General features: G+C 38.3%; 13 protein-coding genes. 3 read left to right on the top strand and 10 right to left on the bottom strand.

Features of this window, described 5'->3' with window-relative positions; all coding sequences use genetic code 11:
- Positions 1-13: 13 nt before the first annotated feature.
- Both UABAM_RS12295 and UABAM_RS12290 read right to left on the bottom strand, forming a co-directional pair.
- Positions 14-883 carry a gluzincin family metallopeptidase gene (locus UABAM_RS12295; RefSeq protein WP_151968303.1) on the bottom strand — a complete coding sequence of 290 codons (870 nt, stop codon included), beginning with the start codon at positions 881-883 and terminating at the stop codon, positions 14-16.
- A 1-nt stretch (position 884) separates the two neighbouring features.
- The gene (locus UABAM_RS12290) at positions 885-1,700 is read right to left on the bottom strand and encodes a rhomboid family intramembrane serine protease (protein WP_151968302.1); all 816 of its coding nucleotides are present in this window, start codon (positions 1,698-1,700) and stop codon (positions 885-887) included.
- Positions 1,701-1,723: 23 nt separating this feature from the next.
- Here UABAM_RS12290 and UABAM_RS12285 point away from each other — a divergent pair, with 23 nt between their 5' ends.
- Entirely contained in the window at positions 1,724-2,014 is a 291-nt protein-coding gene (locus UABAM_RS12285; protein ID WP_151968301.1) for a ComEA family DNA-binding protein, read from the top strand.
- 130 nt (positions 2,015-2,144) lie between these two features.
- Here UABAM_RS12285 and UABAM_RS12280 read toward each other — a convergent pair whose 3' ends face one another.
- The gene (locus UABAM_RS12280; RefSeq protein WP_151968300.1) at positions 2,145-2,534 is read right to left on the bottom strand and encodes a SpoVG family protein; all 390 of its coding nucleotides are present in this window, start codon (positions 2,532-2,534) and stop codon (positions 2,145-2,147) included.
- A 388-nt stretch (positions 2,535-2,922) separates the two neighbouring features.
- Between UABAM_RS12280 and dnaK the strand changes: the two genes are divergently transcribed.
- Entirely contained in the window at positions 2,923-4,839 is a 1,917-nt protein-coding gene (gene dnaK, locus UABAM_RS12275; protein ID WP_151968299.1) for a molecular chaperone DnaK, read from the top strand.
- Positions 4,840-4,917: 78 nt separating this feature from the next.
- Here the strand turns inward: dnaK and UABAM_RS12270 are convergent, their stop codons facing one another.
- From UABAM_RS12270 to UABAM_RS12250, 5 genes are all read right to left on the bottom strand, one after another.
- A complete protein-coding gene (locus tag UABAM_RS12270; RefSeq protein WP_173013270.1) occupies positions 4,918-6,153 on the bottom strand; it encodes a PhoPQ-activated protein PqaA family protein in 1,236 nt (411 codons plus the stop codon).
- 5 nt (positions 6,154-6,158) lie between these two features.
- Complete coding sequence (locus UABAM_RS12265; RefSeq protein ID WP_151968297.1) at positions 6,159-7,163, bottom strand: hypothetical protein; 1,005 nt, start codon at positions 7,161-7,163, stop codon at positions 6,159-6,161.
- A gap of 21 nt (positions 7,164-7,184) precedes the next feature.
- Positions 7,185-8,126, bottom strand: a complete 942-nt coding sequence (locus UABAM_RS12260; protein ID WP_151968296.1) for an NAD-dependent epimerase/dehydratase family protein — start codon at positions 8,124-8,126, stop codon at positions 7,185-7,187.
- A gap of 9 nt (positions 8,127-8,135) precedes the next feature.
- Positions 8,136-12,251, bottom strand: a complete 4,116-nt coding sequence (locus tag UABAM_RS12255) for an AsmA family protein (protein ID WP_151968295.1) — start codon at positions 12,249-12,251, stop codon at positions 8,136-8,138.
- 95 nt (positions 12,252-12,346) lie between these two features.
- On the bottom strand, positions 12,347-13,432 hold the full coding sequence (locus tag UABAM_RS12250; protein ID WP_151968294.1) for a thioredoxin family protein: 1,086 nt from the start codon (positions 13,430-13,432) through the stop codon (positions 12,347-12,349).
- A 218-nt stretch (positions 13,433-13,650) separates the two neighbouring features.
- Here UABAM_RS12250 and UABAM_RS12245 point away from each other — a divergent pair, with 218 nt between their 5' ends.
- Positions 13,651-16,722 carry a tetratricopeptide repeat protein gene (locus UABAM_RS12245; protein ID WP_151968293.1) on the top strand — a complete coding sequence of 1,024 codons (3,072 nt, stop codon included), beginning with the start codon at positions 13,651-13,653 and terminating at the stop codon, positions 16,720-16,722.
- Between the two features lie 3 nt (positions 16,723-16,725).
- Here the strand turns inward: UABAM_RS12245 and UABAM_RS12240 are convergent, their stop codons facing one another.
- Complete coding sequence (locus UABAM_RS12240; protein WP_151968292.1) at positions 16,726-20,409, bottom strand: serine/threonine protein kinase; 3,684 nt, start codon at positions 20,407-20,409, stop codon at positions 16,726-16,728.
- Positions 20,410-20,432: 23 nt separating this feature from the next.
- The gene (locus UABAM_RS12235; RefSeq protein WP_151968291.1) at positions 20,433-24,023 is read right to left on the bottom strand and encodes a serine/threonine-protein kinase; all 3,591 of its coding nucleotides are present in this window, start codon (positions 24,021-24,023) and stop codon (positions 20,433-20,435) included.

Genomic DNA, 24,023 nt, shown 5'->3' with positions numbered 1-24,023 from the left:
ACTCTCCAAAGCATTAGTTGATTTTGTAATATCTTAGAAATTCTTTTTCTATTTCAATACTTGGTTTTTGTAGGATATCCCACAGTGCATAAGGCGAACATTCACCCGGTTTGCCCTCTTCTTTGAAATATTGCAAAAACGTGTCGGCTCCCTTGACATGTTTTAGAAAATAAACAAATAAATAACTTTCGTAGTAGTAGATGGTGTTTTTACGGCTTCTAAAATCTACTGCTGTCGCCGAACACAGCTCTGTAAGAGGTACGAACATATGATTTTTAAATGCTTGTCTAACAAACAGGACCGCCTCATTGTCCAGTTCTCCTGGAATTAAGCTACCATTTACGACTTGATACTTCTCAAAATACATGGCAAGCCCTTCATTGAACCATACGCTATATTCAGGTAAATGAAAGTCTACATTAATGTCCAGAATCATGTGTGTCAGCTCGTGATACAGCGTTTCGCGTGTATTATTGTTCCAATATAAAACAATTCTCTGTTGTACCGGAGAATAAAATGCGGCATTGTGTGGTATACTACGTGAGTATTGTGATTTATAGAAGTTGTCAAATTCTTTGCGATTTCCAAAAAAGAAGACCTCAATTCTGTTTTCTAGATTTTTAAAGGATATTTGGGATTGGTGTTCGCGAATAAAAGCAGAATAGAAGTCTTCGCAGAGTGTCGCGACTTGGCGTGGCGACTCGGGAATTTCTTTCGTTAAGGTATAAAAATGTTCAGTTTGAAATGATTTCGAATCTCCAAACTGAGAGGTTCTTACCTCCCTGGAAAATCCGGGTAAAAAAACTTTTAAAATAAATACGATGATAATTAAAGGAAGAAAAACGATTCCCCACTTAATTATTTGAACTTTGAGTTTGGACATTTTAGTCATCCCGATACTTTTTACTGGCTTTTTTCAAAAAGTCTTTTTCTTTATCACTAAGTGAGTTAATGCCGTTACTGTTTATTTTATCAAGTAGTTCGTCGACTTTGCCACGCATGTTTTTGTACTTTTTTTGCTCTTGAATTTTGTTTTGTTTCTCCATTTGCATTTCAAGGCGATCAATCCACTGAATAACTCCCTGCCCGTAACGAAAAAACAAATATCCGGCAGCGAGACCACCTAAGTGAGCCGCAGCACTTACCGAAGAATGGGGAAACATCAGGGCGTTGTATAGTTCAAATCCAATAAGAATCCATATAAGGGTTCGCATACGCATGGGAAGGATAAACATAAAGTACACTGTGGCATGGGGCATTAAACATGCCGCTACCATGAGAATGCCCATAATGGCACCCGACGCACCGACTGCGGGGATTCCTGCACTTGTGTTGATGTAAGCATTGATTGCATGGACAATTGCGGCAAAGACAATACAACCTATATAGCAAATGTAAAATTTACTTGTACCATAGCGTCTCTCGACAACGTGACCGAAAAAAAACAATGCCAGCATATTAAAAAAAATATGCCAAAAACTAAGGACATTGTGCATAAATCCATGAGTAAAAAATTGCCATATCCAAAAATTTTCAATCGCTTTTCGTGGTGTAAGAGCAAAATAGTCTTCGATAAATGATGTTTTCATTACCGATGTTGCGATTACTTGTATCGCAAATACGGCAATTGTGCATGTCATAATTCGTTTTACCCCAGGAGTTATGTGGCTACTTCCCGAGGGCTGGTGATATACTCTCATATTTTTTCCTAGAAAGAAGATTCATGAAAAAACAGACGAATACACTGCTGTATGTATTTTTACTATGTCACGTTTTGTTCTTTTATACACATTATATACAATATCAGAGTATTTTTCTTGCAAATAACAAAATTAACATCAATTCCTGTCGTAGAGAGCGTTTGTGTATCGTACCTGGTATCGGAAAAAAGACAGCGCAAAAAATTCATATCTTCCGTTTGCAAAAAGGTCGCTTTAAAACAGCACGAGATTTGGAGTATATTCTCAATAAGAAAACTATTGGTAAGGTTTTACCTTTTTTTTGTTTTGAATAGGTATGAGTTGTGTTTAAGAAGATAAATAGCAAAAGTTCTCAATCGAAGGATTGAGAACTTGCATTTGAAGTATTATAAATCCATTTATACCAACAAGTCTGAGCTTGAAGGTTTTTATTTTTAGATTTGTTTATGCGGGTTGCCCGGCAAATTGTTGTAGAAAAATGGCTTTTTCTTTTTCGTAGACTTCAAGAATTTTGTCTTGGAGTAGATTACGACATTCTGAATTAATTGGATGGGCTATATCAGCGTGCAGTTTTGCTCCTTTTGCCTTGTCTCCCTCTGTGAGTTGTACACCACATTCGTTACAAAAACGAGCTTTAATATGATTTTTTGCACTACAATGAGGACATTTACCCATTATTTTTCTACTCGGCATAGCCACGAAAGCCCCTTTGGCGCCTTCGATGATTTTTAAATCGCGAATCACAAAACAATTGTCGATTGTAATGCTGCAAAAAGCTTGCAGTCTATCATTTTTTGATTCGACAACTTTAACTTTAACTTCTGTAATCTCCAACTTGTTTCTCCTATATAAAATCAATGTTTGCTGATCACTATGCATAGTGAAACAAAACAAGTAGACCTAAATAACTTACCTAAGACATGTGTTTATTCTTTTTAAAAGAATGTATTATTTTGTTTAATCTTTAATATTATAATATTTATTAAAAATTTTACAAGAATATCTCCGCCAAAATGACATTATTCTACAGCATAAAAGAGCATATATTGGCAATATGAACTATCGTAAATCGATGCGCTTCCTCTTTAAGTTATTTATTTGAAAGGTTTTATATTGTTGCGGGGTTTTACGGCATGCTATTTGCTACAGATAAAAATAAAATAAAAATATAGATAAAAAACTTACACGATACTCCGCAAATTTCAGAATAAAGGGATAAATCATGGGTAAAATTATAGGTATTGATTTAGGAACTACCAATTCCGTTGTTGCCGTTATGGAAGGTGAACAACCCGTCGTAATTGCCAATACTGATGGTAGCCGTATTACTCCTTCAGTTGTTGCATTCACAAAAGATGGTGAACGACTAGTTGGTGTAACCGCAAAGCGCCAGGCTGTGACAAATCCAAAAAATACTATTTTTTCTATCAAGAGATTTATGGGGAGAAGACACGGCGAAGTTGCTTCAGAAGAAAAAATGATCCCATACAGCATCGAGGGAGAAGCGAACGATCTCGTTAAAGTAAATATTGACGGAAAAACATATACGCCACCAGAGATCAGCTCGTTTGTTTTGCGCAATTTGAAAAAAGCCGCAGAAGATTATCTAGGTGAAGAAATAAAAGAAGCCGTTGTAACTGTACCTGCATATTTCAATGATAGCCAGAGACAAGCGACTAAAGATGCCGGACGTATCGCTGGTTTGGAAGTTAAGAGAATTATCAACGAACCTACAGCCGCTTCATTAGCATATGGTTTAGAAAAGAAGAAAAACCAAAAAATAGTGGTTTTTGACCTAGGTGGAGGTACCTTTGACGTATCTATTCTCGAAGTGGGCGAAGATGTTTTTGAAGTAAAATCGACCAATGGAGACACCCGTCTTGGTGGAGACGATTTTGACGAAGCTCTCATTCACTTTTTGGCAGAAGATTTCAAAAAAGAACAAGGTATTGATTTACGTAAAGATGAAATGGCTTTGCAACGTCTTAAAGAAGCTGCAGAAAAAGCGAAGTGCGAACTTTCTACTGTAATGCAAACCGATGTGAATTTACCGTTTATCACCGCGGATCAAAGTGGCCCAAAACACTTAACAAAAAAAATAACTCGTGCGCAGTTTGAGCAACTCGTGAAAGACTTGGTCGAAAGAACAAAAACCCCTTGTGTTCAAGCATTAAAAGACGCAAAGTTAAAAGCGAGTGATATAGATGAAGTCGTTCTTGTTGGTGGTTCTAGCCGTATTCCTTGTGTGCAAGCAATGGTAAAAGAAATTTTTGGAAAAGATCCGCACAAGGGTGTGAATCCAGATGAAGTTGTGGCTTTGGGTGCGGCAATCCAAGGTGGTATCCTCGCAGGAGATAGCAAGCTAAAAGATGTTCTTCTTCTCGATGTAACCCCTCTATCTCTTGGAATCGAAACTCTTGGTGCTATGATGACACCTCTTATTCAAAAAAATACAACGATTCCTACCGAAAAGAAAGAGGTATTTTCCACTGCGGCGGACAACCAAACTGCGGTAGACATCCACATCTTACAAGGTGAACGTAGCATGGCAAACGATAACCGTACCTTGGGTAACTTTCGCCTAGATGGTATCGCACCTGCTCCACGTGGTATTCCGCAAATTGAGGTTTCCTTTAATATCGATGCAAACGGTATTTTGCATGTGTCTGCTAAAGACAAGAAAACTGGAAAAGAACAATCTATCCAAATTCAAAATTCTTCCGGATTATCAGAGGAAGAAATTGAAAAAATGCGTCAAGATGCAGAAAAGCACGCGGAAGAAGACAAGAAAATTAAAGAGCGCATTGATACAAAAAATCAGGCAGAGAACTTGCTATACACAATGGAAAAACCCATTGCCGAGCATGGAGATAAAATTTCTGAAGATCAAAAGAAAAACATCGAAGACGCCAAAGAAAAGCTCAAGAAGGCTATCGAAGGTGGCGATATTGATGAGATGAAAAAAGAAATGGAAAACTTCAGTGTTGCATGCCAGGAAATTGGTAAAATGATGTACGAGCAAGAACAAGCTCAAGCTCAAGGTCAGCCAGGCGGTCCACAACCAAGTGCAGGCGAAGAGCCAGAAGCGGAAAAGAAGAATGATGATGTTATTGATGCCGAATTTGAAGTAAAAGAGTAACTTATTCTCTAAAGTATGCCATCCTCATAAAATTGAGGATGGCATATTATTTTCACCATATATTTGCAAATCAAAGTTCTACTTAAACACTCTCACCGTAGAAGAAAAGCTTACCTCACCATTGCCGTATTTGAAAATTGCTTCCACAAAAGCGGCACGATAAATTCCTTCACGGACTCTTACAGTTGCTGATGTGATAAATTTGGGAAGTTCAAAGCTTTTCCACGACGCATTACGAAAATCACGTCCTGTGGTGGCATCTGTGTGCCAAATATTCACTTTGTCTAACGCTCCTTTTATTTTCAGAGGTATTTTGACCTTCTGTTTTTTGTCTTGAAATCCCCAGGAAAATTCGGGAAGCTTCTCGCCACTATTTGCATAGTGAAGTGCTGCAACGATAATGTTACGGATGCGAGATGTAGACTTGATACGATGACGATTGTTGGGCACATAACAAATGTATGTTTTGCCCTTTAGACCTTCGTAATACGAGTTAAGATTAATGAGCGGAGAAAATCGATCATTGGTGGCGAGAACGATGAACTTCGGAATTAAAATACGCTCTCTATAAGAATATGGATCAATGGCTTTGGCGACAATTGTTCCTTTTTCCGTGACTATATCACGAAATACACCTGCTTTGTCGTAATCTTTTACGAATGAACCGTATTCCCCCCAAATATCCATATAATGCTTTATTTGTTTTTTTATATTGAGGAAATCAAAGACAATGGGAACGATGGCTTTTACTCTAGGATCTAAAGAAGTTAGCCATGTTGTCCAGCCTCTCTTAGAGGCACCTGTTACTACGAAGCTATCTATTTTTAGTTGTTTGTTCTTCGCAAATTCTTGCGCTAGATTCATTGCTTGGATAGCGCTTTTTACCATGGGATACAAGATCAAGTGTTTTGTGTCTTGCTTCTTGATGGTTTTTGCAATTGAGTATGCCAGCAACTGATCTTCAAATAAACCATTAAACATCGGTTGATTGGGAACCGCCATTAAAACAAAAACAACACTTTTACTCAGTGTCGCAATTTTTTTTGCAAATTTAATTTCTGTTTTGCCATCACCACTACCGGCGATCCATAGCAAAGCCGTATTATTTTTAACTTCCCCTTCAGGTAGTACCACATAAAGGTGATGATACCAACTCTTTTCTTGCCAAACTTGTGAAGTAAAAGCAAGTTTGTGAACATTATCTTTTTTGTCCAATTCTTCCCACGAAAACGCTTTGTCTTTAGCAAAGATATACTTCTCTAAATCCGCGTTTATCATACTGGTTAACAATAGTAATAAAAAAAGCCATCTCATAGTATTTACTCGATTAAATAATTCCATTGTTTTTTACCAAAAAGTACGTGTATTCCACCTAACTTTTGATCGATGAATAAGCGTGGAATAGCTTTATTATCCATAGGTTGTGAATAAAGTTGTGCTTGATTTTTTATGCTCCATTTTTTTCTGTTTTTACGATATTTACAAACCCACAATAAATAGGTAACTTGTTTGCGATCTTTTTTCATAATAAAAACTCTAGTATCAGAGAGGTGCCCAATATAGAACATGACTTGGTAGCGAACGTTCAAATTTCCGCGTTCCTCTATCCATTTTTTTAAATTTCTTCCATACTGGTATTCATCAACAACACTGTCTAAAATTTTTTGCCGTTTTGGTTTTGTCAGATGAAAAATAAGTCCCTTGTTCGTGACAATGATGAAATCATAGATGCCTGGAAAAATATTGTGGAATTCATAACCTGTTTTTGTCAACCCTGCGCGGAAAAAGGCGCCTAATTGATAATGAATACCAAAAACACTTATGATATTTTTACGTAGGTTTGGCGAAAAGTTACCTTGAAGATAAGGAAATTGTTTTGTTGGTAATGCAATATTCTCGTTAATGATAAGAGACTTCGCGTAGTAGTTCTTGCGTTTTTGACCTAAATTTTGTTTTGTGGGGAATACAAACGAACGTTCTTTATTGTTTTTTATAATGCGTATACGCCAGCGCGCACGTCCCCAATACCTTTGTCCTTTGCGCGTTGTGATCATTAAAATATGTCTTTTGACGACGATTTCTTTTTTGGAACTCCACTCTAAATTTTGTTCTAAACTCTCGTGGAGAAGCTTTACGCTGTAAATTTGTTTGACGCGAATTTTTACATCTTTGTTCTGAAAAATGTCTTTTATACGCAATAAACGAGCTTCAATAGTACCTTCATATGTTTTCCCATTCTCCAGAGTTATTTTTCCCTCTACTCCATAAAGAGACAAACTGAGCATCATGGATATGATAAGTGCAATGTATTTTGTTTTTAGCATATCGAGTACCGCCTGATAAAACTATGTTGCAGGAGTTTTCATTTTATGGGAAATTTGCGTGATCATATCGCTCACCATCGCCGCTAAATCGTATTCGGGTTGCCAGCTCCAATCTTTACGAGCATGTGAATCTTCAACACTATCAGGCCATGAATCTGCATAGGCTTGGCGTTCATCTGGGGAATATTCACATGTGAACTGGGGAATATGTTTTTGGATTTCGCTTACCAACTCCTCCGCAGAAAAATGCATCGCGGCAATGTTGTATGCCCCTTGAACGGTAAGGTTTTTGCGTTCCGCATTCATAATGTCAATAGTTGCACGAATTGCGTCTGACATATACATCATCGGCAAGCGCGTATCTTTGCGTACGAAACAAGTATAGTGTTGCGACTTTATCGCTTCATAAAAAATTTCTACCGCGTAGTCCGTTGTTCCGCCGCCAGGCATTGCTTTATAGCTAATCAAGCCTGGATAACGTATACTGCGCACATCTAAACCGTATTTTTCGTAGTAATATTGACTCAACAGTTCTCCAGATACTTTATTGATGCCATATAATGTCGTTGGATGCAAGGAAACGTTTTGTGGACAATTTTTTCTTGGTACATCTGGACCAAAAACAGCGATGGAGCTAGGAAAAAAAACTTTTTTAACTCCGCACTTTCGCGCAGATTCAAGTACGTTCCATAAGCCATTCATATTTACTTGCCACGCGAGTTCCGGTTGTTTTTCACCCGTTGCCGACAATACCGCCGCCATGTGGAAAATAGTATTAATATTATTTTCTTTTATCATATGCTCTATATCGCGAGCATTTGTCACATCTAAAAGAGTATCTACGGTGTCAGATTTTCGGATATCGGAAGCAATGACGTGATCGTTACCATACGTCTCACAAAGCATGAGTCGCAGTTCCGTTCCAATTTGTCCACCGGCCCCTGTAATTAATACATTTGTCATTTTATTTACTCACTTGTCTTTTGAACCACTGATCATTTTTTGAAACTCTTTCCAATGTAGAAAAGAAACTCTTGGATTTTGTACTGTTCCTGTTAAAGATAAACCAAGTACACCATCTTTTACATAATCTAGAACATCGGTTACCAGAGGTATACGCGGTATAATTCTCGGGGTCAAATTTGTGCGCAAACGTATATTACACTGACCATTTTTTATACTACCGCTTCCCGAAATAGATAACAATGAAGAACTTAATTGTAGAGATAAAATTTGAATGGTTTTTGGTGAAAAGGAAAATTTCATACTCCCTTCGCGAAAGCTGGGTTTAGAAGGCAAAGCGAATAAGTCAAAGATGGCCAGGAAGATGGGGAATTCCCAGAGATTACCATCTTTGACATCTATTTTTCCACTACCGGTGAGTTGCTCGGAGTTGTAACTAGTTCCTTCAAATTTGAAAAAACCGGATAACAGTCCAGAGACATCTACTTTTTTTTCCTGTTTCACATCTCTTACTAGTTTGGCTAGACTAACTTTGTCAATAGAAAAAGATCCTTTGTATCCACCATAACTACTGGTGTCCATTAGTATTTCGCCTTGTATATTCCCATCGTACATTTTTGCTTTTGGTTTTAGCGATAAGTAGCGATTGAAAAATTTGATATCTGCGTTTAAGTCTTGTAAACTTACGGAATCTAGCTTTATACTCCCTGATCTGCACTTACCATTCATGGTATTTTTTCCATTGAAGGTAAATCCCGAACAAGAAAAGTTTCCCGAGAGTTGGCGCAAAAAAGCGTCCTCCGCCATGACTGAATCGATGTTTAAGTTATCAACACGATAGCGAAAATATGGCTGTTTTTTTTCTTCCTTGTAAAAAAGAGCAAAGTCAATATTTTTTACAGTACCCTTGGGTTTTAGGGTAGTCAAAATTTCCTTTAGATATGGACGCAGAGCTGTGTAGAGTAACTGATCCATTTGTAAATTCTCGGCACGGCATTTAAGGTCAACAATTGTTTTTCCATCTTGAAGAATGTCTATAACGCCATCTATGGCAATATTACCATGTTTCGTTTTTGATACTATATTGCGTAACTTGACTGTGTTGATATCCACTTCAATAGGCGCATTTGCTGCGGAACGTAAATTTTTTAAATGGTAAGGAAAGTCTTTATAAATAAAGTCTAAATTTTTGGGAAAAACCACTAGATGAAATGGGGTTTGTCCTGGACGAATAATTAACTGAAAGTCCACTATGCCCTTCATTTTGAAGTCAACAAGAGATTTTTTTACGTCTTCTGGGTAGCAACGTTGTAGGTGCTTATCTACAATTACTTGATTTCCACTGATGGATAGCTGGTAGTCGTCTGATTTGACAATACCTTGCAACCGCGCAGTCATTTGTTTACGGCGCAAATAACAGTTCTCTATTTTTACTTCTTTGGGGTTTACCAATACAGTTCCGTACACATCGTCAAAATGGTAAGGAAATTTTTTGTAGTATCCTGTCATGTGATTTAGGGTAACTTTGGCTTGCCAATCCATTTTCTTTTGTTTTCCGCGTATGTCAATTTCTAGGTTTATTTTGCCCTTGAGACGAAATAAATCATGAATGTCTTTACCACCAGGAATATAATCGAAAACTTTTTTTTCGATAGGGAAATCTTTTACCATAGTACTAAAACTATAACGATCGTTTTCCACAAGACCTTCAATGTTTATTTGAGAATCGTTGACACTCAATCCTGAGGCGTTTAAACGGAATTTACCAGGCGAAATACGCGCGTCACCCATAATTTCTCGTACGGGGTAGCAGAATTTTTTATGAGAAACGGTTACTTGATTTAGCTCAATATCTGCTTGCCACTCTACATCTTCTTTGTAAGCTGATTTATGTACTTTGACTATGGCATCGATTTGTCCTTGTGGCGAGAGTTGTTGCCAAATATCTTTGCTGTTTTTGTCCAAGGCATCGCGCAGGTCGTTGTTGAGGAGAGCGTTGTTACCTTTTACTTCTAAATCGAGCGCAATTTTGAATTCGTCATCGATTTTTTGAGGAATGAGTAAACCTTCTATAAAGAAGCTACCCTCGGCATTGCGTGCGGTAAAATTTTTAATATCGACTCTTTGTTTTTCTTGTTTGATATCAACAACGACAACACCGTTTACATTTTTTACAGGATAGTAGAAATTTTTATAGGCAATTTGGGTATCAAAAGTTTCTACGCGTACTAAAGCTTCAGGATCTAATGTTCCTGTTCCCAACTTCTTATCAACGATAACTTCTACGTCAACTTTACCTCCTTTGGGGCTGATTTCTTCCCAAACTCTGGCGACGATTTTGTGCCACTCTCGCAGCCTACCCAAAAAAGGCTTGTTGTTGTTGAATAATTCGTATATTCCCGGACGAACTTCGCATTGTTTACATTTTATATCGAGTTTTAGACATGGATATGGTTTGACCGCTAGCCAAATCTTACCGTTTACAAGTCCACTTCCTCCATAATCTCGCGTATTGCATGTTAGGTTGTTTAGATACAGAATACCGTTTTCGAAAACAACGTTACCCTGGGCATTTTTAACAGGAACAGGTGCTTCCCAAATAGTGACCGAAGCGTCTTTGACATACACATCTATTTTAGGGATATAGTGCACGGGAAAAGACAAATTTCTCGATATACTGGGGTCAAATTTTTCGGGAAAAGTAACACGACCACTGACCTTGCCTTCTGCTTGAGAAAACTGCCAAATTTCGTCTCCAAAAGGAATGGAATCCCAAAATTGGCGCGTTAGATGAACATTGTCGAGTTCTATATTCACATCTTTTAAACGCTGATCTTCCCAGAGAATTTTCCCATAAGGATCAAAGCGACATGTTCCGTTGCAAAAACGCCATTCTCCTTGATGAATAGTCGCTGCGGTATCATCAATTTGTACCTGAAAGCGTATGTTGTCTATCGTGGTTGGTTTTTTGTTGCGATAGACAAAAGAGCCTTTATCTATGGAACATAGCATTTTCCAACTAAATTTTTGCTTTTCCTGTTTTAGCTCAAAGCTATTTTTCATAGAGGCATTGATTTTTCCTACCTCTTTTATTTCTTTAATCATTGGGTGTAGGTGCTGGTATTTGCCAAGCCATGCATTTGTTACGGAAATGTCCTGTGTTGTCAAGAACAGACGGCCACCATTTACTCCCCATGAACCGTTGTTTCCGGTGATACGTTCTTTCAAAAATACACATTGCAAATCTATGTTTTCGAAGCCTTTATTGGAAATAGGAGAACGAATACTTAGATTGGTAAGGGGGTATGAATCTAAAACGCCATCACGCCAATAGATAGATGAACAGTTAGTCAAAAACTGGGCTTGAAAACCCTTCTTACTATTAAATGAAATGTTTTTTAACGAAATGTCACCTGCTACATCTAGTTCACGCGGCCACGACACCAGTTTGTTGTGTAGATCGTCGAGCTTGAGCTTAATATCCGCACTTTTTACACTGGTAACATCCGCAAATTCGCCTTTTACGTTTAGCTTTGATGTTAAGAAGTTACAAGCCGCGTCCAATGTAAAATTGTATTTGTTATCAACGGAATTTGCTGCAATGTTTAGTTGTGAGCAGGAAATTTGTTGCGTGAAAATCTTTGGATCATTGTAGGATACTTCCCCGCCGTAAACATGAATATCGGGTAGTTTATCAGCAGAAGGCTTGTCGCCTGTTTTAGGAGGAGTAATGTAGTTTTCTACAAGGTAATGGTAGTTATACTTGTCGTTTTGTTTGCGGATAAAAACTTGTGGTTTTTTGATCACCACACTCGATATTTTTTGTTGCACGAGACTCGAAAGTTTGATTTGTAATTCTGCGATACTAACAAATGTATTGTTTTGTAAATCACGTACGTGAATATCTTGGATCGTTAGTATTTTTTCACGGAAATCAAAGTTGATGTTTTTGGGAGGGGTAAATTTGTCAGCTATGTGTGGTGGAAAAAAATTCTTTATTGTCTGACGAAATTTTGTTTGTAAAAACTCTTGGTTGTTGGCAAGAGTGTATACATAATAAATCACTCCACCTAAAGTCACGATTAGGAAAAACGCCAAGAAGTAAAAAATTTTTTTTTTTGACATTAGGATATACCCTCATAGAGGTAAGACGTCGACTTGAGATTGTAGTAAGGTATTACAGCCATGATGATCTCATGGCTGTATAGCTTTAATGATGATTATTTTTGTTCGTCTTTTATGATGCCACTAACGAATTTGTTTACAAATTTTTTGGTCTTGTCGCCAACAAAAGAAGATTTTGTCAATTTTCCTTTGAAAAACACTTTAACAGTTGGATAACCACCATCTAGATATTTACGAAGTTCGGTGTTTACATAGGCATCGACATAACAAATTTGTATTTTGTCTTCTGAGTACAGTGGAGCCACTTCATCCAAAGTTTTGCGCAAACGTTTGCATGGTGAACACCAATGTGCCGAAAACTGAACCATCATCGGGACGTCAGAACTTTTGAGTGCCAATTCAAATTCTTGGGTGTTTTTGAATTCGATAACAGCGTTGGCCGCGGAAACTTTAACACCAATGGCATTGTCGACAAATTTTTTGACTTGAGCCTCTGACTTATCACCAACGAGAAACTCACCATTCGCTTTGCCTTTGGTGAAGATCTTGCTTGTAGGGTAACCACCCTCAAGATAACTCTTCAATTCAGGGTTTTCGTATGCGTCTACATAGCAAAATTTTATTTCTGTGGCGTTGTATTGTGGGGCAATATTTTTGACTTTTTCTTTTAGTCTTTGGCAAGGGTTGCACCAGTGAGCCGAAAACTGTACAAATACTGGTGATTCACTTTTGGAAATCATGTCGTTGAATTCTTGGGTACTTGCCAACTCAATCAATTTGTTGTCTTCAGCAACTCTTTTAGAAATTACTTTAGAAACAAAAGACTTAACATATTTCGCCGATTTGCTACCAACGAATGAGGCGCCCATTTTTTTCTGGGTAAAAGATCTAGTTGTTGGGTAGCCACCATCAATATATTTTTTTAGCTCAGAATTGACATAAGCGTCGACATAGTAAAATAGAATTTGGTCGTCTGTGTATTCTGTACTTACATCGCTTATTGTTTTCTTTAGTTTTTTACAAGGATTGCACCAATATGCAGAAAACTGTACGACGACGGGAACCTTGGCGTCCGCAATTGCTTTTTCAAATTCTTGTGCATTTGCCAACTCTTTTAAGTCAGCAGCAGTAAAACTCGAAGCAATACACAATACGGCAAGTAAAATAAGGAAACGAGACATTATTACCTCCCAATGAGTTTATAAACTCTATATATTTAAACTAACTACGAACGTAGTTTTATGTAATTATAATATACTACATTTTTTTTAAAATTGAAGTATAAAAACGGCGACTGTTAACGTTTTACGAAAAAATGAATTAGAATTGGATTACAGCGTGTTATACTAGTTATCATCTAATCAAAAGTTCTAAGTAGTGTTCATCAAGAGGTTATACTATGGATTCTAAACACCACAAAAAGAAATTGCCAAAAGAAACACATGATACAAAACGACAAAGTAGTATTCCTACGCAAGTAATAAATAACCGACTACATGAAAAGACTTCTGAGCAAACGCACGTTCTTCATAATATCTCTGACACAAAAATGCCGACAGCGGTAATACAAGCACCGCAAACACTCGTTAATAGCGATTTTCCCAAAATGGCAACGCAAGTGATTAATGGTACTCCTGCCACCGAAGCTTGTCATGCAAACGATACAAAAATGCCCACCGTGGTTATGGAAGAAAACATTTTAAAAAAGACCATCGCTACAGTTCCCAGGAACACCGATCAGGCCATTGTGATTGGACAATTATTTGGAAAATACATGATTGAGGGGGAATTAGGACGTGGGGGAATGGGCGTTGTTTACAAGGCGACAGATACTCAGTTAAAGAGAACTGTGGCTTTAAAAGTCATTAAGCAAGATCACCCGACAGATCTCAAGCGGTTTATGCGTGAGTCGGCGGCGATGGCACAACTAGAACACCAAAATATTACCAAACTATATGAATTTGGTACATCTCCGCAGCCATTTTTTACGATGGAATATATCGAGGGGGTGACTCTTTCACACATCATCAAAGAAAAAAAAATCAAGTTGTTATTTTTTCTCGATGTAATGATCAAAGTGTGTGATGCGTTGGCACATGCGCACAAGCACGGTATATTGCACCGCGATATTAAGCCTTCGAATATTATGATCAACCACGATGGTGAACCTAAGGTCATGGATTTTGGAGTGGCAAAGATCGCGAACGATTACGAAAAGAGCTTATCAAAAACCGGTGACATCATGGGAACGATACTGTACATGGCACCTGAGCAACTCGAAGGAAATGCCACAATGCAAAGTGACATTTATTCTGTAGGTGCCACGATGTATGAAGCTTTGACATATCGTAGTTTGTATCAAGGAGATACATATCATAATTTGATGATGCAAATATTGCAAAATCATCCCATTCCTCCGCGGCAACTCAACCCTAGCATCTCACCGTATTTTGAAGCGGTTTGTTTGAAATGCTTGGCGAAAAAACAACAATATCGCTATGACAGTTTTAAACAATTGGTGCGTGAGCTAAAAAATTTGAAATACCACAAGCCGATCATCGCGAAAAAGTACACGGCGTGGGATACCTTAAAAAACACTGCTTCCGAGCACAAAACTTTTTGTGTAAGTGTGTTTGTTGCGGTGGCAGCTTTTCTGATCTCTTTTGGTTTTGTTGTAAATGCATGGCATGGAGAAAAGTCGGAAAAGGAAAAAACCAAGGTTGTTCTCAACAAGGTGATGGAACTATTGGAGTATGCAACCAAAGAACATGCGTCCTTACAGAAAGATGAAAAATTTTCGGTGCTTTTTTCACAAATTTTTGACGACTTAGAGAAATATGGCGAGGAAAAAGACTGGAGTTTTGTCAAAGGTTATACAACGCAAAATATGGGCGATCGCGAAAAAAGTATCGCGTACTACAATGAGCAAATTCGCAACAACCCCAACTCACACAAGGCGTACAACAATCGCGGTATTGCCTATTTTTATTTGTTAAAGTACGATTTAGCACTTCGCGATTATAATAAAGCCATTGAACTTCAGCCTATGGATTCTAGTTTTTATAACAACCGTGGTGTTCTCTATTTCCAAAAAGGGGAATACCTACTTGCCCTTCGCGATTACGAGAAAAGTATTGAGTTAAATCCACAATATGCCGAGGCATACAACGGTCGTGGGCGTGTATATCGTATGTTGGAAAAGTATGATCTTGCTTTTCGCGATTACAATAAAGCCATTGAAATAAAACCAGATTTGGATGACGCATATAACGGACGAGGTAACTACTACTGCGAGAAAAAGAAATACAATTTAGCACTTCAGGACTTTCAAAAGGCAATGGATCTTAATCCGAACTCTTCCGATGCATATGCAAATCGCAGTACGTTATACTGTAAACAAAAAAAATACGATTTGGCCGTTGCTGATGGCAATAAATCGATTGAACTGAATCCTCAGAGTCAGTGGGCATATGCCAATCGAGGTGATGTTTACAACGCGCTGGGGAAGTATGAACTTGCCCTTTTCGATTTCAATAAATCCGTGGAACTACGCCCTTATTACTTGAGTTTCTATGATCGCGCTCGGTTCTTTTCCAAATGGGGAAAATACAAGCTAGCGATTCGCGATTATAACAAAGCCATTGAGTTAAAACCCGATTTTGTGGATGCTTACAGCTACCGCGGGCGCGTCTATATTGCGCTAAACAAGCATGGTCTTGGGTTGAGAGATTTCCGTAAAACCATTGAACTCGACCCCGATTTTTTTGACGTGTATAATAATCGTGGTAATTACTATCTCAGTATTTATAAATTCGATTTAGCACTTCGTGACTACCACAAAGCGATGCAGTTAAAACCTGAATCAGAATTGGCGTATAACAATCGCGCTCGTCTGTATTTGGAACAGAAAAAGTATGATCTTGCTCTGAAGGATTGTAATAAAGCACTCTCACGCAACCCTCATAGTTGGTCGGCGTATATGATACAAGCAGAGATTTATTATCAGATGAAGAAATACAACTTGGCTCTTCGCTACTATAACAAAACGATTGAAATGAAACCAAGTTACAGTAATTACTATATACGAGGTCGTTTTTTTCATTACTTGAAGAAGCATGATCTTGCTTTACGTGATTACGATAGAGCCATTGAGTTGAACACTAGTTTTGCGCCGAGTTATGTCAACCGTGCGGGAATTTATTTGGAGTTAAAAAAATACGATTCATGTCTAAAAGACTTAAACAAAGCTCTAGAATTAGATTCTGAGTTTTACAGGGCGTATCTAAATCGCGGTCATTTGTATTACAAGATCGGTAAGTATACTTTGGCGATAACGGATTTCGAGAAGGCTACGGAATCTCCCACACTACGAAAAAAAGCACATGGTAGTTTAGCTGCGTGCTACACCGCTTTGCAAAACGATGAAAAAGCCAAATACCATTTGCGTAAATTCCAAGAATTAGAAAAATAAGTTCTACTTTAACAACTCGTCGAGTTTATTTAGCGTTTCGCTGTAGTTCTTTTTGGAAAATTGATTCAACTGCTTGACTCGTTTTTGATAAGCATTGTGGTCGACGAAAAAACTCTGATCGAAAACGACGATATCCCCGCTGGTTGTTGCGAAGTACACTTTTTTCCAGTCGTTACTAAAAATTCCTACACGGCTTTTGAAATGCCCACGATATATACGAAAAATATCATTTGTCTTGTGCGGGTGATAAATTTTTAGGTTACAAATGTAAATATCTGTCATTGTGAATATGGCGAGGTAATGTCCGTTCGGAGAAAATAGAAGTCGTAGTGGTTTCCCCGCAGATTTAAACTCCATGATTTTTTTTTGCTGCGCAAAATTTTCGTAGATTTCAACGCGGCCATTGTCTGCCGCGATGGCAAAACGTGTGTTGTGAACCGCGATGGCAGAGGTGTAATTCCCTTTTCTAATCTTAATACTTCGTTTATTATGAGGTGTAAAGATCGCAAAACCACCGTTTCTGCGGGAAATTTCATTAATGCCGACAAGAACGTAACCGCTATTGGTGTGCAACATATTGGTGAGTTGGTATTTTGCCTGTGACGAAGAGGGGACTAAACAGCGTAACTTTTTTGTCTCGATATTCATAGAATACAGTTGTAAATCTGGTTTGACAAGAAGAAGAGATTTATTATCCGTTGTAAATGTTATGCGTCGGATTTCTTCGTTATTACGACCGAGTTCCCTTAAATATTTTCTTCCTGAGCGACCGAGTAAGTCTACATTTTGCGGTTGTGTAGATTGCTTTGTAAAGGTATCCATATCGTATAGACGTATCTCACTTGCCTTAAAAAGAATCGCCAAATATTTTCCATTGTTACTTAACTCAAAACTATCCGGAGATTTGAGTACCTTACAACTGGTGATAAACTTACCATTTTTCCAGACTAAAAATCCAAGAACACTTGTGCAAATAAGAAAATCTTCGCTGACGAGCGTATCGCGCGTTACTTCTTCAGAGGCTTTATAGAAGTTCGTAAACTGTAATATTAATTTTTGCGTAACTTTGTCTAGCAAATATTTCTTGAAAGGAAAAAAGTATTGTTCGCAGTATTTTTTGGTGACAAGCGAAACTTGTAATCCATTTTGTAAGGTGGCTAAGTGCCCATTCACGAAAGTGTCTTCGCCAGTATAAAACTGCGGCTTATCGATGGTGATAATTTTTTCGCCTCCCGTAGAGCTAATGATGTCGATACCCGTATCGGTGAAAGCGCCCAAAAAATACTGTGGGGCAAAGTCTAGTTTATAAATGCTTTTATCACTACTCCTAAGGCGCCTACTCGACAATAGAGTATTGTCTTGGTTTGATAGAGGGCTTAGGTAGGAAATAATGATTTCCCCTGAATTGCGTAAAAAAGCAAATTGGTTTCGCCCCAACATCGTAAAATTTTTATGTTTTAGTGAAGGGTCTACTGTGGGAAACTCAAATGGAACGATTTGCATTTTTTTCGATTTTAAGTCGAAAATCTTTAGCGAAAGGCGCGACACAAAAATCAACTGATTTTCTTGGCGATTTATCGCCACGCGCCTTCTGGAGAAGTCTGTTTTGGTCGGGTGACGCGATATTTTACCGCTTTGTAGATCATAGACTAAAATTCCACGATTGTACATCATCACTAGATGGTTGTTGCCAAAGTCGGCAAAGAATACCTCCTGTGCATGAAATTTTTTGATGAGTTTGTTGCGGCTACGACTAAATAAACCTACAAAGTCTTTTGCTCCTTCTTCGAAGAAAAAGCTCACCAGATCATTTTTTGTGCCAAAAGCTACATTTCCTGCCTGGCCAGGGTATGAGACACAACTTTGCGTTGACAAATCAACAAAGTACAGATTTTGGCTCTCTCCGACAACAAGTAATTTTTCATCGGGAGAAAACACACTATACGATTTTTTAAAAGTACGCGGTAGGCAGTCTAAAACAATGGCTTTGTCTGTCGTGAGGATTTTGCCAAAAGGTTTTTTCCACAGCAACCATTTCCCCTGAACGGTTTTTTGTGCGATGTAGTTGTTTTTGGGTGAGACACAAACACTTAATACGTTTTTTTGCAATGCATGCGTTGTTTTTGAAGGAAAATTGGGTAAAACCGAAAAACGCAGGTGATCGTCAAGACGTTGATAGTAGCGCGTATTTTCTTGTTTGCGCATTGCGGCATGACTCTCTGACCAAATATCTTTGGCCTTGAGCCGTTCAAATAAATTGGCCACGTCTGCAGAGAGATCGTCTAAATCTTTGCGGTGAAGATAAGGGTCGCCGTCTCGTTGTAAACGATGATAACGATCTTGACGATTTTTTAAGCTAATGTATTCTTCCTCCAGTTTTTTTTCGATAGCGATTTTCTCTTCCAAATCTTTTAGTTTGTCCGCAACTTCTAAATGAAAAAATTGCTCATCAGTTTTAAAGTGTAAGTAGTTATAAATGGACTCTCTTTTTGTATTTACCAAGTCATTTTTACTGCGAAAAACTTGCTCTTTGTTGTCAATTAATTTTTTGTTCAGGTCTAACTGGACAGTACGTCCTTTATCGCGGAGAACATTGTTTGTCCACAAATAAAATATGCTTGCTAAACATACCAATACAAAAATGGAGCACTGGATGGCGTGATTTCGTACCCATTTGATAATTTTTTGACTACGGCTAGGAGGTTTTAATCGAATGCGTTCCCCTTGTAAAAAACTTTGTATTTCTTTGTGTAAAAATCTTACCGAAGAAATTCTTTTTTGTGGTGATTTTTCTAACGCTTTCAAACAAATCGTTTCCAAATCTCCTTCTTTGGGTATCGAACTATTGAGTTTTGAAGGTGGGATGGGTTCTGACATCGTAATTTGATAAAGCAGCTCAAGGTGGTTTTCCCCATCAAAAGGAACGCGTCCGGTCAGCATTTCATATAAAATGATTCCTAGAGCATATACATCGACTTGATGCGTTCCGGGTGTACCTTGGGATATTTCTGGCGCCATGTACTTAGGTGTGCCGAACACATCACCGGTTTTTGTAAGATTATCTTGTTGTTTAATGTTTTTGGCCAATCCAAAGTCAACAACAATCGGTTCTCCGTCATGCCTTACGAGAATATTGGCTGGTTTTAAATCACGGTGTAGAATATTTTTGCTGTGAGCAAAAGCGATGGCGTCGCAAATTTTGGCAAAAAGTTTTACTTTTTGTTGAATGGAGAGACGAATAATATATTCATCTAAAGGAATACCTTCTATGTAGTCCATCACAAAAAAATGATAGGGGGTTTGACAAATATCGTAAATATGAATGATATTCGGGTGTTGTATTTGCGCAACGGCCTTTGCTTCTAATTGGAAACGCTTTAAAGCGTCGGCATCGTTGTTGTTGAGCATCACTTTGAGAGCGCATTGACGTTGTAAATGTGAATCGTAGGCGAGATATACCGCTCCCATACCACCGCGACCTAACTCACGGATAATTTTGTATTTTCCAATTCTCTTTTTTTCGCTCGCCACCCAATCGCTGATTTCTTGCCAGTGTTTTTTATTGCTGGAAATCATGTAGTTGGCGTCTATACGTCCTTGTGTAATGTATGTTTTCATTAAATCCACAGTATAAGGACCGAAAAGATTTCCGTTGGTTTTTGATCGAATAAACCAGTTTTGACTCATGTCTAGCCTCTATTGAAGTATCACTATTCCTGCTTTAGTATTCTCTTTAACTTTTCTCTACTTTCGAAAAAGTCATTGCTCAAAAAGTTTTTTTGTTGTTGCAAACGTTTTTCATAGGCATCTTCATCGACGAAAAACTCCTGGTCAAAAACCAAAACATCACCGGAATTATTTGTAAAATATGCTTTTTTCCAGTCGTGACGGAAGGTTCCTATGTGATTCTTGTAGTGTCCGTTGTATATTTTGAAGTAATTGTCTTTTTCCAGATTATATGTCTTTATATCGAATATATATGTGTCATGTGCGGTAAAAGCTGCAACGTACTCTCCATTAGGAGAAAATAAAACTCGCTGTGGTTTTCCGGGGCATCTGAATTCCATGATTTTTTTCTTGGGTGAGCGAAAATCGTAAACGCGGATAACTCCGTTTTCTAAGGCCACCACAAAGTATTGTTGATGAATATTTATCGCGCACACCGCGTCTTCTGTTTTATGTATTGTTCTGCGTCTTTCGGGGGTAAACACCGCATAGCCTCCCTTTTGGCCATTGTGTTCCGAAAATCCTACTACGATGTAGTCGTCATGGGATTGCATCATGTCTAACAATAAAACGCTGCCGTCCCATGAGTCGCGACAAATTTTTGTGATTTTTTTGGTTTCTAGATTGTATTTGAACAGTTGTAGGTTGGAACGCGATAAAAAAAGATGTTTTCCGTCTTTGGCAAAGGTCGCACTCGATATTTCGCGCATTTCTTGGCTGTGACTATTTAAAAAATACCGTCCTGTTTTGCCCAAGATATCGCTACTGATACGCTTGAAGTTTTGTGTTTCGTATAGATGTATTTCGCTCGCACGATAGCGAACGGTCATGTAATCATTTTTTGGGCTCAGTTTAAATTTTTCGGGAGATTTGTATATTTTACGGTAGCCAAAAAACTTGCCATCTTTCCAAATTAAGAAACCCATCCAGCTCGTATAAACCATAAAATTTTTAGTGATGAAAATGTCTTGTGCAATTTGCCCACCGGTAGTATATATGCGCATGAAGCGTTGGATTACGCGTTTTAAATTGTCGTCGACAGAGTATTTTTTTAAAGGAAAAAAATACTCTTTGTAATCTTTTTTTGTCATCATCGACACCATGAGTCCATTGTTAAATGAGGTGAGTTGTCCATCCACTTTGTCTCTTGTATCGTAATCAATGGTGATGATTTTGCTTCCGTTCTGGGTGTTGATTAGTTCGACACTGTTTGTTTTGAAAACGCCAAGAAAATACTGCGGAGCGAAAGCAAGCTTGCGAACATTTTCGTCGCTACTGGGTATTAATCTCTTACTCGCGATGATCGATACTTTGTCTGTGGAGAGTTGACTGAGGTAGGAAATAATCACTTCTCCTGAGTCTCTGACAAAAGCAATTTGCGAGTGATTGATATTGATAAAGCTTTTTTTTGTAGAAGAAACGGTGGAACTAGAGAACTCAAAAGGAAATGTTCTCATTTTTGCTGTGGCGATGTTGAAAATGGACACGCTTAAGCGCGATAGAAAAACCAATTCATTGTGCCGGCGATCTAAGTCTACCCTTTGACGAATTGATGAAGTGGGGATGTCGTGATGTCGTGTTTTTTGTTTTTTAACATCAAACGTCGATATTTTTTGTTGGTGGACCACTACAAAAAAATCTTCAGAAAAATCGGTGAAGATCAAATAGTTGGTGAGAAATTTTTCGACAATGGTCTTGCGCTTACGATCATAAATATTCATGAATGATTGGGTATTTGTATAAGTAACAAAAGCCACAAAATGGCGATGGAAAGCAATGTGTTCCATGCGTCCACGATGTGAAAAAACAATACGTTTTTTGGTAAGATCCCAAAAGTATAGATGGCGGTTTGTTTCTACGACGAATAAGGTTTCATCATCGGAAAATGTACATTTATCGTCGTCTCCTACGGGAATATCGTCGATCTTTGTTGCTGTAGCTAGAGAAAGTTTATCGAAGGGGCGTTGCCACAATAGCCACTGACCAGACGTGGTTTTTTGCGCGATATATTTATTCTTTTCCGAAACGCACACTAGCTCGGAATCCTCGGTAAAATGATAATGTGTCTTCCGCGGAAAATTGGGAAGAACCGAAAAACGTAATTTGCTATCAAGTTGGCGGTAGTAGTCCTTATTTTTTTGCAACTGTGTTTCGCGATCTCGTAAGGGCCACCGTTTTTTTAGCTCACGTTCAATTTCGTCTTTCTCGTCTTTATCTGAAAAGTTTTCTTGGGTGTAATTGGGAGGGTAGTTTTTTTCAATATAATTGTATATGTCGTAAATTTCTATCTCACCGTTTATTTTATCTTTTAAATTTTGCATTTGCTCTTTGACAGAAAGATGAAAAAATTGGTCGTGGTTCTTTGAGGATAGATAGGTGTCGATTGATTTCTTTTTTTCTTGAGCCAGTGCACGTGTACTACGCAGCGTTAACATTTTGTCTTGGAATCGCGTTTTGTGATTTTGAATTGCAATGCCCCACAAATAAACCCCAATCGTGATGCCGATCACAATCAAGGCGATGGATGATACGGCAATAACTGTACGGTGTTTGTTGAGCCACTTCAGTGTTTTTTGAACGTTGGTGGGCGGTTTTAAGCGAATGGGTTTACCCGACAAAAAACACTTTATTTCTCGATGTAAAAATTGTACGGAGGCAATTCTATTCTCAGGTGACTTCTCCAGTGCTCTTAGACAGATGGTTTCTAAATCTCCTTCTTTGGGAATCGAGCTATTTAGTTTCGAAGGAGGAATGGGATCTGCCATGGTAAGTTGATATAGCAATTCTAGGGAATTTTCGCCATCGAAAGGAACGCGGCCTGTCAGCATTTCGTAAAGAATAACACCGAGTGAGTATACATCGACCTGAGGTGTACCAAATTGTCCTTGGGTCATTTCTGGCGCCATGTATTTGGGAGTCCCAAATACATCTCCGGTTTTTGTCAAGTTATCTTGCTGTTGGATGTTTTTCGCAAGTCCAAAGTCAACGATGATCGGTTCCCCATCGTGACGCACCAGAATATTGGCAGGTTTTAAATCACGGTGTAAGATGTTTCGCTCATGAGCAAAGGCAATGGCGTCGCAAATTTTGGCAAAAATTTGCACTTTTTGCTGGATGGAGAGGCGAATGAGATATTCATCGAGAGGAACACCCTCGATGTAATCCATGACAAAAAAATGGTGCGGCTCTTCGCAAATGTCATAAATGTGAATAATATTCGGATGCTTAATCTGGGCAACGGCCTTGGCTTCTATCTGAAAACGCTTTAGGGCATCGGTGTCGTCATTGTTGAGCATTACCTTTACCGCGCAATTACGCTGTAAATTTGGATCGTAGGCTAAGTACACCGCTCCCATGCCACCACGACCTAATTCACGAATAATTTCGTATTTCCCCAGTTTCTTTTTGTCACTTGCGGCCCAGTCGCTGATTTCTTGCCAGTGTTTTTTATTACTCGAAACAGTGTAGTTAGCGTCTATGCGTCCTTGTGCAATATATGTTTTTAGTAAATCTACTGGGTAGGGACCAAAAAGATTTCCATTGAGTTTTGATCGAATAAACCAGTTTTTACTCAT

The organism is Candidatus Uabimicrobium amorphum, assembly GCF_009002475.1.
In the GTDB taxonomy this organism is placed as follows: Bacteria; Planctomycetota; Uabimicrobiia; order Uabimicrobiales; family Uabimicrobiaceae; genus Uabimicrobium; species Uabimicrobium amorphum.
The sequence above is the reverse complement of the archived record's forward strand: the minus strand, read 5'-3'. Positions and strand labels throughout refer to the sequence as shown.